Consider the following 14,689-nt stretch of genomic DNA (forward strand, 5'->3'; position numbering starts at 1 on the left):
TAATTAAGAACTCATGAAATCAACATATAATAGAATAATTGCATTAACCTTTAGCTTTTTATTGTTAACTGTTAACTGTTTTGCACAAGATGTACCTTTCGATAAAAATTTGTTTAAAGAACGAAAAGACGAATTTAAAATTGCAAGAGACCAACTCGAAGAAGGGTATAAAATTTATGATATCTACCCAGAATCTTTTATGAGTGTTAATCATCCTGATTACAGAGCTCGGGCAAGTTATCACAAAGAGGCATTGCCTATTTTGTTTGAAGCAAATAAATTCAATCCAAACAATGCTCAGTTAAATTATAGAATCGGTCGTTGTTATTTGTCTTCATCGGTGTATAAAGAAGAATGTTTGCCTCACTTTTTAAAAGCACAAAAGTTAAACCCTAATGTGTCTAGAGATATTCATTATTACTTAGGTATGGGGTATCAATTAACCATGGATTTTGATAAAGCAATTGCAGCTTATAAAATTCATCAATCGGTATTAACAGGTAAAGACCCTATTGAAGTTGAAGAAACACAAAACAGAATTAACGAATGTGAAATGGGGAAGAAATTGGTGGCAAAACCTGTACGTGCTTTCATCGATAATTTCGGAAATGTAGTAAACTCAAAATATCCAGAATATGGAGCTATCATTTCTGCAGATGAATCAGTAATGATGTTTACCTCAAGAAGAAATACTACTACTGGAGGTGGTGTTGCTGAGGGCTTAAACGAATATTACGAAGATATTTACATTACCAATAAAGTTGGAGGTAAATGGACTAGCCCTGCAAACATGGGAACTAACGTAAATTCAAATGAACACGATGCCACTGTGGCTGTTGCTCCTGATGCTCAAAGCATGATTATTTATAAAGATGATAAAGGAGATGGTAACTTGTATGAAACTAAATTGGTTGGGGCAACTTGGTCGAAGCCGGTAAAAATGAACAAGAACATAAATTCTAAATATCACGAATCTTCGGCAAGTTATTCGAACGATGCAAAAACCTTGTACTTTGTTTCAAACAAACCAGGAGGCTTTGGTGAGCACGATATTTATTATACAAAGTGGGACCCTATTAAAAAAGATTGGGGTGAAGCAGTGAATATTGGTCCGGTAATTAATACCAAACACAATGAAGAAAGTGTGGTGATTCACCCTGATGGAAAAACATTGTATTTTAGTTCGCAAGGGCACGAAACAATGGGTGGCTACGATATTTTTATGTCGAAATTACAAGCTGATGGTGTTACATGGGGCAAGCCAGAAAACATTGGATATCCAATAAATTCGGTTGACGATGACGTGTTTTTTGTAATCAATGCTAGTGGTAGAAGAGGGTATTACTCGTCGTTTAAAGCTGATGGGTATGGCGAAAAAGATATTTACATGATTACCTTTTTAGGACCTGAAAAACCATTGCAATTGAGTGCTGAAGATAACTTGTTGGCAAACATTGCAGAGCCTGTTCGTGAAAAATTAATTGAAAAACAAGTTGATGCTGCTACAAAACGTATTACCATTTTAAAAGGGGTAGTACGTGATGAAAAAACATTGAAGCCTTTGTATTCTGATATTGAATTGATTGATGTAGAAGAAAATAAAACCTTGGCTAAATTTGAATCGAACGAGACTACGGGTAAATATTTAGTGTCGTTGCCATCGGGTAAAAACTATGGTTTAATAGTTCGTGCAGATGGGTATTTGTTCCATTCGGAGAATTTTAATATTCCAGAAACGGCTGCTTACCAAGAGGTAGTGAAAAACATTGATTTAAAAAGAGTTGAAGTGGGTAGTAAAATTGTATTGAAAAACATTTTTTACGATTACAACAAAGCTACCTTGCGTGATGCTTCTAAAAATGAATTAGACCGATTGATTAAATTGTTAGTTGAAAATCCAACCTTAAAAATTGAGTTGTCTGCTCATACCGATTCTAGAGGGGGAGATAAGTATAACGAAGATTTATCGCAACGTAGAGCGCAATCGTGTGTAGATTATTTAATTAAAGGTGGAATTGCTACTGACAGATTAGTTTCGAAAGGTTATGGAGAGCAAGAGTTGATTATTTCTGATGCAGAAATTGCTAAGTTAAAATTTGAAGACGAAAAAGAAGAAGCTCACCAACAAAACCGTAGAACAGAGTTTAAGATTTTGAGTAAATAGAATCTAATAAAAAAGATGCTTCGACAAGCTCAGCATGACAATAAGTGATGGTTTAATATAAATTTGTCACTCTGAGCTTGTCGAAGAGTCTTCTTACTTCAACTTCTTCGTTTTTAACCGAATAGAATTTCCAATTACAATTACATCAGAAAAAGCCATAGTAAGTGCAGCCACCATTGGGTTTAAAAATCCAAACGCAGCTATGGGTATAGCAACTACATTATAGAAAAAAGCCCAAAACAAATTTTGTTTAATGGTTTTAAGCGTGTGTTTACTTATTAAATAAGCCTCATAAACTTGGCTAAAATCTTTATGGTTCAACAATACAATTTGAGCACTTTGCACAGCAATTTGTGTAGCGTTGCTCAACGAAATGCCTACGTTAGCTTTGGTAAGGGCAGGAGCATCGTTAATACCGTCTCCAACCATAGCTGTTGGTGATGTAGCAACCATTTGGTCAATAAGTTTTAGTTTATCTTCGGGCAATTGTTCGCTATAAACAGTTTTAATACCTAACTCGGCAGCCATACTTTCGCATTTGGCTTTAACATCACCACTTAATAAAACAGTGTTGAGGTTTTGTTCGTGCAACAGCGTAATGGTTGATTTTACATTGTGCTTTAATTCATCTTCGATATTAATTCCTGCTACTAAAACAGTGTTTTTAAACAAATATATTTGATGTGTTTCTGTTGGCTTATTATCGTTTAACCAACGCGCTGAGCCCAATTGATAATGATTGTTTTCTGCATCAAAAGCTTCAATACCATATCCTTTAACTTCATTAATTTTTGCAAAAGCAACCTTGTTGGCTGTTGGTTTTAAATCATTCACCAACGATTTTGCAATGGGATGAGAAGAGTGTTCTTCAATGCTAAACAACAAATTTTTGGCATCAGTTTCATTAAAATTATTGTACAAGGTAATTCCTTTCAATGCAAAATTACCAGTAGTTAAGGTGCCTGTTTTATCAAACACAATATTTTTAATGTTAGCAAACTGTTCTAAAGTGCTTCCCCCTTTAATTAAAATTCCTTTTTTGGCTGCTCTTCCAATACCAACCATTACCGCAGTAGGAGTGGCTAAACCCATTGCGCAAGGGCATGAAATAACCAATACTGCAATGGTTTGCATTAAAGATTGTTGTAGTGTAATCTCAAAACCTAAATATGCAACGGTAAAAGTTAAAATGGCTATCCCAACTACTACAGGAACAAAAACAGCACTAATTCTATCTCCCAACCGCTGTATTTGAGGCTGGTTTTGTTGTGCCGATTTAACCATTTCGATAATTTTTGATAAAACGGTTTCGCTCCCCACGTGCTCAGTTCTAACTTTTATTGAACCACTTTCAACGATTGTTCCTCCAACAACTTTATTTCCAATGGTTTTTTCTACAGGAACACTTTCTCCAGTAATCATTGATTCGTTAATAGTGGCATCACCCCAAATAATTTCACCATCAATGGCAATTTTATCGCCATGGTTTACCAAAATAACATCACCTTTTACCAAAAAATTGGCATCAATTTTTTCGGTGCTTCCATCAGCCAATACTTTAGTCGCTTCCGATTTTTGTAATTGAGTTAATTCTTTTAAAGCTGTGGTAGTTTGATTTACCGAACGATGCTCCATTACGTTACCCAATAAAACTAAAGTTATAATGGTGGCAGCAGTTTCAAAAAACAAATAGTTATGGGCTTCGTGTGTACCATAATGCTCAATAATTCCAATTATGCTATAAATAAATGCTGAAGTTGCTCCAATCACTATTAATACATCCATGTTTGGAACCATTGATTTAAGTGAACCCCAAGCGCTTTTTCCGAAATGTAAAAAACCCACTATAAAAACAGGTAAACACAATCCAAGTTGCACCAAAGCATTGTTTATTAAATAATCATGTGGAAAAAACATGTGTAAAAACAATGGAATGGTAAATATTAAAGAGAAATAGAATTTTTTTTCTATGGTTGAGAAGTTGCTGTGACTGTGTCCATGATGATTATCGGAAGTATCTTCAATAACTTTGTATCCCAATCCATTGATACCATTTTTAATGTCTTCTATTGATAAATTAATGGTGTTTTTAAACAGCACTTCTCCAGTAGAAAAATTTACATCAACATCATTCAATCCTTTTTTTTCTAACTGTTTTTTTATGCCCAATGCACAATTGGTACAAGTCATACCTTCTACATGAAGTAGTGTGTTTTTTAATTCACTCATAATAACAAAGTTAGGATTATACTGTCTAAAAATCGTACTGACAAATGCAATTAATAAAAAAATATTTTACAGTAAATAATAAAAATGTATTATATTTGCCGTCCTTAAATGGTGGTTGTAGCTCAGTTGGTTAGAGCATCGGTTTGTGGTACCGAGGGTCGTGGGTTCGAATCCCATCATCCACCCTTAAAATGAAGGCTGCTCTCTCGAGTAGCCTTTTTTGTTTGAGATATTAACCTCTCCAAAGTTTTAAACTTTGAAGAGGTTCGGACAGGCTAGTTATTGAATAGGTAATAGTTTAAATTTACCCGATTCTTCTAGCATTAATGCGGGGAAAGGGAATTTGATGAATCCAAAAGTTTGTAATAATCCAGCAGTAAATTTGTTTTTTGTTTTTATTCGAGTCAAATCAACATCTAACGACAAATAAAATTGTTTTTGACGCTGGATATCTGAATAATCAAAATAATGATTATTAGAAACAAATACGTTGTTTCGTCCACCTAACATTCCATCAGCACCATAACCAACAGCTACATTTAACCATTTCGGAAATTTCGAATCATCGTTTAAAAATGAAGCCACGTTGACACTTAACCAATAGGTTTGTCCGTTGTAATCTTTAAGCGTTTGTTGTAAAAAGTTTTCTCCTAATAAGTTGGGTCGTTTTGAAGCATAACCGGTAGGATAAAATGAGTATTTGAGTAAAATTCGTTGTTCATCCCAAGCCAATTGCTGACCAATAAATAAACCTGAGCCTAATGCATTGGCAAACATATCGCCTGTAGAAAAACCATAACCATTAGAAAACCCGTCAAAAATCTCAACAGTACTTAGGAAAGCAAAACCAAGTGTTCCACCATACCATATCGATTTTTTGGTAGATAACCCTGTCCATTTTAAAGTTTCAAAACCAACTTTTCCAATGTAATACGAAGTCATGGTATGACCTACTTTATCCGTATACAACCATTCGTCGTTATCGTTGAAAAAATGAAAATTACTAGATGTTTGGTCTTTGTACCATAGTTGAGATAAACCTATCATTGTTCCAGTATAGATAATTGCCTCACTGGCAACAACAGTTTTTAACCGTCTCACATTCAAGGTGTCTTGAGAAAACGAAAGTGATACTTCGCAGAAAAAAAGTGTAAGTAATATGAATCGTTTAATAATCAAATGCTTGTTATTGTTTTATAAGCTCTCAAACAAACTTACACAAAGCAGATGTATTTCTATTGTTTGGTTTCTTTTTGATTTGCTAACTTTGCAAAAAAATATATAAATTATGAATGGATTTTTTGCAAGAGAGTTTTATCACAATACCGTAGGGAATTGGGTAGTTAGTTTGTTAATTATTTTGGGGGCTATTGTTGTTGGAAAAATCGTTTTTTGGATATCTAATAAATTTCTTAAAAAACTTACTGCAAAATCGAGCTCTAAGCTTGATGATATTGTAATTGATATGATTGAAGAACCTGTGGTATTTGCTATAGCCATAGCTGGTATTTGGTTTGGGTTAGAGCGATTACATTTTTCAGAAGGATTAGACAATTGGTTAACCAAAATTTATCATGTAATGATTGCTATCAATATTACATGGTTTATTGCTAGATTTTTAGATGCTATTATTCGTGAATATGTAATTCCATTCACTGAAAAATCGGAAACTGATTTGGACAATCAAATCATACCTATTGTAAGGAAAGGGGTTCGAACAGTTATTTGGGTGGTTGGTATTATTGTGGCTTTAAACAATGCAGGATATGATGTGGGTGCTCTTATTGCAGGTTTGGGTATTGGAGGTTTAGCTTTGGCTATGGCTGCAAAAGAATCGGTATCTAATATGTTTGGAGGTATAATGGTGTTTACTGTTAAAGCATTTAAAGTTGGAGATCGAATAAAAATAAATGGTTTTGATGGAACGATTACTGAAATTAGTTTTCAAGTAAGTAGAATGAGAACATTGGAAGGGAGGTTAGTAACTATTCCTAACTCACTTTTTATAGGTAATATGGTGGAGAATGTTACTGCTGAACCAACTCGAAAAATCACCTTAAATATTGGGTTAATATACGACACTACTCCAGAACAGATTCAAAAAGGAATAGACGTATTAAAAAATATTTCAACAAATAGTGAAAATCTAGATGAAGGAACTGTAATTAGTTTTACTGATTTTGGTGCTTATGCTTTGGGTATTACTTTTATCTATTACATTAAAAAAGAAGCCAATATTTTTGATACGCAAACTGAAATTAATTTGGAAATTCTAAAACAGTTTAAATCTGCTGGACTAGAAATGGCATTTCCAACACAAACGATTTACACAAAAAATTAATAAAATAGTATGTTATATAAATGAAGAAGCCCGCCAAAAAAAAATGGTGGGCTTCTTCATTATTACTTATTAATTATTGTTTTTTCGGACCTCTTAATAATGTTACAGTTCCTGTTTTTAGTTTTTCTTCGTTACTACAAACATCCGTGTATCTTAATTCGTAGAAGTAAGTTCCTTCTGCTTCATCTTTACCTTTCCAATTTTTAGTTGCATCGGTAGATTCAAAAACTAAACGTCCCCAACGATTAAAAATTCGAATACTGTATGATTGAGTATGATCAACACCTACAAAAACCAATTCATCATTCCAATTATCACCGTTAGGTGTAAATACGTTAGGAATAATTCCTGTAGTTTCACCAAGTTCTATAAACTCAGCAACTCTAGTTTCTGTAACTACTTTATTACAGAAGTAGTTAAATAACGAAACAGAAATGGTGTACGTTCCAGGAGATAAATATTCGTAAGAAACACTTGTTGAATCTTCAAAGGTCATTCCATCACCCATGTTCCAGTAAATAGAATCTGCACCAGAACCTACTGCACTTAGCTCAACTCTATAATTTACTGCTTCACAAGGAACAGGTGGAACATATGCAATATTTACATTTAAATCAGGAGCGGTGTGAACATTTACTGCAAAGTATCCAGTGTCGGCAATATTACAAGTTGTTGAATCTATTGAAACAAACATAATGTTATAAGAACCAGCACTAGCATAATCATGACTAGGATCTATAGTGGTCGAGGTATTCCCGTCGCCAAAATCCCAGTAGTTCTGAGGTGGAGCAGGAGAACCTGAAGAGAAGTTAACTGTAAGTGGTGTACCACAAATATTAATATCTGGAGGAACAACCGTATTTACTTGAGTTAAAGTAGGATTAAAATAAACCGTATCAGTAAATATTTCGGTATTGTTACATTGTAAATCATAGGCCTCAAAACTTACAATGTAAGTTCCAGGAGTGTTATAAGAATAATTGATTATTGTGTCATTAATAAATACATCTCCATTACCCATATTCCAGTACAAGGAATCAGCACCAGTACCTGTAAACTGTAAATTAATGGTTAATGATGTTTGACAAGGATCATAAGGAGGAATATTAAACTGAGCATCTAAATCTGCGGGCTTAATTAATTGAACACTAAAATAGGCGGTATCAGCAATATTACAAGTTGTAGAATCAATAGCAACATACATTACGGTATATGAACCAGTATCAGCGTATGTGTATTGAGGATTAGCTAAATTAGAGGTACCAGATCCGTCGCCAAAATCCCAGTAGTTATTAGGTGGAGGAGTAGCGCCTGCATCAAAATTCACTAAATAAGGCTGAGTACAAAATGTTTGATTTCCTGGAGGAGTGGCATTTACTGTAGTGAAATTAGGATTGTAAAGTACAGTATCTCTAATCGTATCAGTGGTATTACATGTTAAATCAAACGCTTGAAATTCTATATAATAAGTTCCAGGAGTATTATAAGTATAATTAAAATTTGTACTATCAATAAAAGTTGTTCCATTACCCATATCCCAAAATAGAGAGTCAGCACCTGTACCAGTAAACTCAAAGTTAACAGTTAGCCCACCCGGCGAACAGGGGTCATAAGGAGGAATATTGATTTGAGCATCTAAATCAGCCGGTTTAATTAATTGAACATTAAAGTATGCTGTATCCGCAATGTTACAAGTTGTCGAATCGATAGCAACATACATTACATTGTATGAACCTGTATCGGCATAGGTATATTGTGGATTGGCTAAATTAGAATTACCAGAACCATCACCAAAATCCCAATAGTTATTTGGAGGAGGAGTACCTCCAGCAGAAAAATTAACTTGGTATGGTTGAGCACAGAAAACTTGGTTGCCAGGAGGTGTAGCATTTACAGTTGTATAGTTGGGGGTGAAATAGATGGTGTCCCTTACGGTGTTAAATCCACCGCACGCAAAATCGTAGGCTTCAAATACAATAGGGAAAACTCCATTTGTTGTATACGTGTAATTAATTAAAGTATCGTTAATAAAAGTAGTTCCATTACCCATATCCCAATATAAAGAATCAGCACCAGAACCTGTGAATTGTAATGTAACAGTTAAACTGTCATCGCAAGGATCATAAGGAGGAATATTAATTTGAGCATCTAAAGTACCATTATTAATTACTCTTACATCAAAATAAACTGTATCAGAAATGTTACATGAAGAAGAGTCAATTGCGACATACATGATATTATATGTGCCCGTATCTGCGTATGTATGTGTAGGTGTATTAAAACTACCAACTCCTAATGTATTACCATCACCAAAATCCCAATAGGTATTTGGTGGAGGAGTAGATCCAGCAGAAAAATCTACATTGTATGGTGATCCACATAAAAGTATATCGCCAGGTTGATCTGCATTAGCAACTACACCTTGAAAATCTAACCCAATTTTTATGGCACCAAAATTACAATTTGAGGATCCGTTAGTACTTGAATAAGCCCCAGGTGAAGAAGGAAAATTGTTTCCGCCACCACATGCTGCACAAACTCCTTGATAGATTGTACCTTTTTTATCAAATCTTGAAGTTCCACCATCAACATGTTCATCAGAACTATTGTGACCAAAGTATGTACCATAAAGAAGGTTTGTAGCGTTTCTTTCTAACACAATAAAATAGAAATCACTACCATCAGTTGTTCCTTTAATAGCATTACCTGTAACAGGCATTCCTGTGGTTGTTCCTTCGTTATTACTTCCACCTCCCCATCCAGCTACATATACGTTGCTGCAATTATCCACTAAGAATGCAGTAATAGAAATATCTACTGCTGAGTTAACAGCAGCATTTGCTCTACCAAAAACGGTACTATAGCCAGTACTCGTTAAATTACTATTCATTTTATGAACAAATTGATTAGCCAAGGTATTACTATAGGTACCTGAAGTTACAGGGTATGCTCCTTTAGTTTGTCCAGTAGTATAAACATTACCAAATTTATCAACTTCAAGGATGTATGCTTGATCATATTGTGCAGTACCGATATAAGTCAACGCACTTAAAGAACCATTTGTATTATTAAGAACACCAACGTAACCGTCAGTCGCTCCACCATAGGTAGGTTTAATAACTCCAGGTGTCGTTCCAATATTATTACTAACAGTTCCCCCGCAAACGGCAACAGTATTATTGGTTTCATTAACTCTAATTGAATAACCTGCATCACCACTTGAACCACCTAAGTATGTTGACCATAATAAGGCATTTAATCCAGAAGATAATTTAGAAACTACAGCATCGTAATCGCCTGAAATGGTTAGCTTATGAGCTCCTGCAGTAGTGGGGTAGTTGTTAGAAATTGAAGTTGAAGCAATATAAATATCTCCATTGTTATCAATCACAACTTCACCTCTATTTTCATCAGAGTAGTTAAATTTCAAACTGGTATTTAGCGATAATCCATCATTTCCACTACCACCAATATAAGTACTACCAATAATACCATTACCTGCAGCATTTAACTTAGTAATAAAAATATCCGAACCACCAGTAAAAGTTGCAGAGTTTGGAGAAACATTAGAACCACCACCATGTGTAGTCTGGTAGGCTCCTGCACTAGTTGGAAAATCTCTAGATGCTGTTGCTCCCATAACAATTAATTCTCCGGCAGGAGTGGTTACTAAGCTATGTGGTTGATCAGCTCTATTTCCACCAATATATGTAGCATAAATCCTAGCAGTACCAGTTGGATTATATTTTATTATTGCAGCATCAATAACTCCTCCAAAAGATACATCATAAGCTCCAGTTGAAACAGGGAAGCCAGAACTAAATGCAATTCCACCGCCATAAAAATTATCATTATCATCATATGTAGCAGTAAAACCCCAGTTGTCGGCTGTTGAACCAGTTAGGGTAGAAAAAACCCAAGTTGGATCAATAATTAATTCTTTAGTATTGTCGTAACCTTGTGGGAACTTAAACGAAACATTATTTCCAGAAAGAACAAATTCACAGTCAACGATAACTTTTTTACCATTTACTTGTTGGTAGGCAATAGGTTTTAACTCCTTAACAGATGTGTTAGGTAGGCTAATTTCTAAAATTCCATGATTTAAATTTAACCCAGACACTCCTTCATAGTTAATAATAATGTTATTTGGGTTTGCACCAGCATTAACAATAAAATCATATTTTAAATGATTGTCATGAGTGTACAATTGAGCATTAATACCATTATAAATTTCATGGTAGGTAAGTTTTTCAAAAGATTCCACATCAGAAGCCCATTTAGAAGGATCATTTCCTTTAAGATAGTTTTTTACATAGCCGATGTTCTCACTAGGTGATAAAAACACATTCGTATTAGAATTGATGAAATTCATTCTATAAACACTCTTTCTTAGTGTAATATCTTTCTCGCCATATTGAGCTCTCATTCTTTTGTCGTGTCTAACTTTATACACCAAATCTAAATCTTCAGGGGAGTATAAATCGAAAGTAAATGAATGAGAACCAAAATAAATATCACCTACATGCAATTTGGTATGATATTTAACTACATGGTCAAATTGACCTTTATTTTCAGTAAAGTGGTAATCAGATTCTTTGTCTTCGTGTGCATAAGTTGCAACACTTAAAAAAAGTATTAATCCAAGAAATAAATTGTTTTTTATATTCATAGTTATGTGTTTTTTTCTTTTAGACTATTATTTTAAACAAATAGTTGCAGCTAATATAGATAAAAAATAACTAATTAAAAATATCTTTAACAAAAAATAATTCATGTAAATTACTGATAAACAGTAGAGTATGTAGCTATAAGTAGTTGAATTGTTATATTTAGAAAAAATATGTTGTAAATTGTTAAAAGATGTTAGAGTATCTGATGCTTAAATGTAGTAGATATTATTAATATGAAGCTTCACTCAACTTATATATAATACCATCGGCTAAACCAACTTTAGGAACAAAAATATTTTCAATTTTTGCGGTTTTTAAAACGGTTAAATATATTCTGGCGGCATGTGTAATTACATCTGCTCTGTCAGGTTTAAGTCCCAATTTTAAAATCCGCTCCTCAATGGTATGTTCTAATAATAAGTTATTCATATCGTTTAGCTGACTAAAACCAAACAATTTGTAGTCTTTTAAACCACACATTTTATAAAGCTTATTGATATTGCCTCCAGTTCCAATAGCCATTTCGGGTTGATGTTTTTTTATTGCTTTAACAATCCAACTCTGCATCTCTTTCCAAGTTTTTTCAGTAACTAAATCATTTTTTAAACGAATGGTACCAATTTTAAATGATTTGGATTGTATTTGTTCACCTTTTGAATATATGGAAAGTTCTGTACTCCCTCCACCTACGTCGATATATAAAAAAGTTCCTGTTGGATCAAGTTTATCGGTAACATGTGTTTCTAAAATTAATTTGGCTTCGGTGTCACCATCAATAATTTCAATTTCAATTTTTGTTTTTTTCTTTATTTTATCGATTACTTCTTTGCCATTTTTTGCTTCACGCATGGCTGATGTAGCACAAACACGATATGCTACTACATCATAAATAGAAGCCAGATTTTTAAATGATTCGAGAGCTTTTATTAAGTTGTTGATGTTTTTGTTCGAGATTTTCTTTTTTGTGAAAACATCCTGCCCCAATCGAATAGGTAAACGAATTAAAGATATTTTCTTTACTTCTTTATGGTTTTGATAAACATCAACATCACAAAAAAGTAAACGTACAGCATTCGAACCTATATCAACAGCAGCATATCTCATTTTGGTTATTTAGATGCTGCAAGTTAATATTTTTTATTTTTTTATGGAGATGATTTTTCAACAGTTATCAACTATTCGCTAATTGATTTTTGAAATAATTATAAATGCTAATTTGCGAACGGATTTTATTTTTTTTGTCGATTGGCTTGTAAACATTGCTTTTTTTATGATTAATCAACCTAGCCTTGGTATTGTCGGCTAATTGCAAGTCCAAAATTTTTCTAATAGTTTGTTGAAGGGTTTTGTCATAAATGGGGCAGCCGACTTCAATTCTTCTGTCAAGGTTTCTCGACATCCAATCGGCGGAGGTTAGATAATATAATTCTTCGCCATTATTACAAAATACCATTAAACGCGAATGTTCAAGAAAACGGTCGATAATACTAACTACTTCAATATTTTCGCTTACACTTTTTATTCCTGGAATTAACGAACAAATTCCTCGAATTATCAATTGTATTTTTACTCCAGCATTACTTGCTTGATACAGTTTTTTAATCATCAATGGGTCAACCAAATTATTGAGTTTAATAATCATGTAAGCTGGTTTTCCTTCTTTTGCATTTTTTATTTCGGAGTCGATTAACGCATTTATTTTTCTTCGTGTATTAAACGGCGAAACAGTTAGATGCTTAAAAGTTGGGCGGTCAATATTGTTTTTAAACAATTGAAAAACCTTGTAAACCTCGTTTGAAATTCGCGGGTCTTTAGTTAGTAATGATGTGTCGGAATAAATAGAAGCATTTATTTCATGAAAATTTCCAGTACCTATGTGAGCATATCTGGTAATTTTGTTACGATGTTTACGAGTAATTAAAATCAATTTTGAATGCACCTTTAATCCTGGGTAACCAAAAATAACGCGAATACCTTCATCAATCATTTTATTCGACCATTCAATGTTAGCCTCCTCATCGAATCTTGCTCGTAACTCAATAACTACTGTTACTTTTTTTCCATTTTTAGCGGCATTAATTAATGCATTTACCACTTTTGAGTTTTTGGCAACTCGATATAAATTAATTTTTATGGAAAGTACTTTAGGGTCGATTGCTGCTTCACGTAGCAAATCAATTAAATGGGTAAAGGTTTGATAAGGGTAATTAAGGAGGATGTCCTTTTTATTAATCTCGGCAAAAACGCTGGTTTTGTTTGCTAAATCAGGGTGCTTTACTGGTTTAAGTGGCTCGGCTTTTAATCCAGCTCTTCCAACATTTGGGAAATTGATAAAATCCTTAAAATTATGGTAACGACCGCCTGGAATAATACTATCGTTACGTGTTGTTCTACTTTTTGAGATAATAAAATCTAGCAAATCATCGGGAATGGAAGCGTCGTAAACAAATCGAACAGGCAAGGCATTTTTTCTAGTTTTTAAGCTTTTTGATATTTTATCGAGAATACTTTGCGAAATATCTTGATCAATATCTAATTCGGCATCAAGGGTAACCTTAACGGTGTAAGCTTCAATTTTTTTGTAATTAAAAATCGCAAAAATGGAATCCAATTTATATCGAATAACATCATCTAACAAAATGATGTATTTTTTGTTGCCAACATCAGGTAATGAAATAAAACGTGGCAAGATTAAAGATGGTATTTCCATTAAAGCATAATCGAATATTTTTTCTGACACTTGAAGTTTGAGTCCGAAATAAATTGATTTACCTTTTAGTTTTGGAAATGGATTTTTTTTGTGCAACATTATTGGAACTAATGTAGGACGAACGGTTTGCTCAAAATATTCGGTTACAAAATCAATATGTTCAGGTAGTAACGAGGTTTCATCAACTAAATAAATGTGTTCATTTTCTAGTTCTTTAACTAGGGTTTTATACGCTTTTTCAAAGCGTTTCTCTAGTTTTATTGAAATTTGATTTATCTTGTGTAATAAATCTTTTGGTGATTCATCTTCGTGTTCAATTGACTTTATCTTTGCCTCTACCAAGCGTTTACTTGCCGCCACACGTATTCGATAAAACTCATCCAAATTATTAGAGAAAATGCCTAAAAACCGTAATCGCTCAATAAGAGGAACATTGGTATCTTCTGCTTCCTGTAAAACTCTTTCATTGAAAGAAAGCCAACTTTGATCACGATTGATGATTGGATAGTTGATGTTTTTTGTCATAAACAAACTTTTATCAAAGTTGTGATTTTCAGATTAATTGAAAATTA

General features: G+C 33.5%; 7 protein-coding genes and 1 tRNA gene. 3 read left to right on the forward strand and 5 right to left on the reverse strand.

Translation table 11 applies throughout. The features are described 5' to 3' along the window. Nucleotides 1–13 precede the first annotated feature (13 nt). Nucleotides 14–2,164, forward strand: coding sequence for an OmpA family protein (locus H6589_02210; protein ID MCB9173397.1), 2,151 nt, complete (start codon nucleotides 14–16; stop codon nucleotides 2,162–2,164). 93 nt (nucleotides 2,165–2,257) lie between these two features. Here the strand turns inward: H6589_02210 and cadA are convergent, their stop codons facing one another. Next, entirely contained in the window at nucleotides 2,258–4,393 is a 2,136-nt protein-coding gene (cadA, locus tag H6589_02215; protein ID MCB9173398.1) for a cadmium-translocating P-type ATPase, read from the reverse strand. A gap of 111 nt (nucleotides 4,394–4,504) precedes the next feature. Here cadA and H6589_02220 point away from each other — a divergent pair. After that, nucleotides 4,505–4,578 (forward strand) — tRNA-His (locus H6589_02220). A gap of 94 nt (nucleotides 4,579–4,672) precedes the next feature. On the opposite strand, the gene H6589_02225 is transcribed toward H6589_02220, so the two are convergent. After that, a complete protein-coding gene (locus tag H6589_02225; protein ID MCB9173399.1) occupies nucleotides 4,673–5,440 on the reverse strand; it encodes a DUF2279 domain-containing protein in 768 nt (255 codons plus the stop codon). Between the two features lie 241 nt (nucleotides 5,441–5,681). Between H6589_02225 and H6589_02230 the strand changes: the two genes are divergently transcribed. Then, nucleotides 5,682–6,734: a mechanosensitive ion channel family protein gene (locus H6589_02230; GenBank protein ID MCB9173400.1), complete on the forward strand. Its 1,053-nt coding sequence runs from the start codon at nucleotides 5,682–5,684 to the stop codon at nucleotides 6,732–6,734. Nucleotides 6,735–6,807: 73 nt separating this feature from the next. Here the strand turns inward: H6589_02230 and H6589_02235 are convergent, their stop codons facing one another. From H6589_02235 to ppk1, 3 genes are all read right to left on the reverse strand, one after another. Continuing rightward, nucleotides 6,808–11,406, reverse strand: coding sequence for a PKD domain-containing protein (locus H6589_02235; GenBank protein ID MCB9173401.1), 4,599 nt, complete (start codon nucleotides 11,404–11,406; stop codon nucleotides 6,808–6,810). Between the two features lie 229 nt (nucleotides 11,407–11,635). Further along, nucleotides 11,636–12,511, reverse strand: coding sequence for an ethanolamine ammonia-lyase reactivating factor EutA (locus H6589_02240; protein MCB9173402.1), 876 nt, complete (start codon nucleotides 12,509–12,511; stop codon nucleotides 11,636–11,638). A gap of 67 nt (nucleotides 12,512–12,578) precedes the next feature. Next, complete coding sequence (gene ppk1 / locus H6589_02245) at nucleotides 12,579–14,642, reverse strand: polyphosphate kinase 1 (protein ID MCB9173403.1); 2,064 nt, start codon at nucleotides 14,640–14,642, stop codon at nucleotides 12,579–12,581. Between the last annotated feature and the right edge of the window lie 47 nt (nucleotides 14,643–14,689).

Source organism: Flavobacteriales bacterium (genome assembly GCA_020635795.1).
GTDB lineage: Bacteria > Bacteroidota > Bacteroidia > Flavobacteriales_E > Vicingaceae > Vicingus.

Coding starts and splice junctions, on each gene's coding strand:
- H6589_02240 (MCB9173402.1), bottom strand. CDS start 12,511: ATGAGATATGCTGCTGTTGATATAGGTTCGAATGCTGTACGTTTACTT.
- H6589_02210 (MCB9173397.1), top strand. CDS start 14: ATGAAATCAACATATAATAGAATAATTGCATTAACCTTTAGCTTTTTA.
- H6589_02225 (MCB9173399.1), bottom strand. CDS start 5,440: ATGATAGGTTTATCTCAACTATGGTACAAAGACCAAACATCTAGTAAT.
- H6589_02230 (MCB9173400.1), top strand. CDS start 5,682: ATGAATGGATTTTTTGCAAGAGAGTTTTATCACAATACCGTAGGGAAT.
- ppk1 (MCB9173403.1), bottom strand. CDS start 14,642: ATGACAAAAAACATCAACTATCCAATCATCAATCGTGATCAAAGTTGG.
- cadA (MCB9173398.1), bottom strand. CDS start 4,393: ATGAGTGAATTAAAAAACACACTACTTCATGTAGAAGGTATGACTTGT.
- H6589_02235 (MCB9173401.1), bottom strand. CDS start 11,406: ATGAATATAAAAAACAATTTATTTCTTGGATTAATACTTTTTTTAAGT.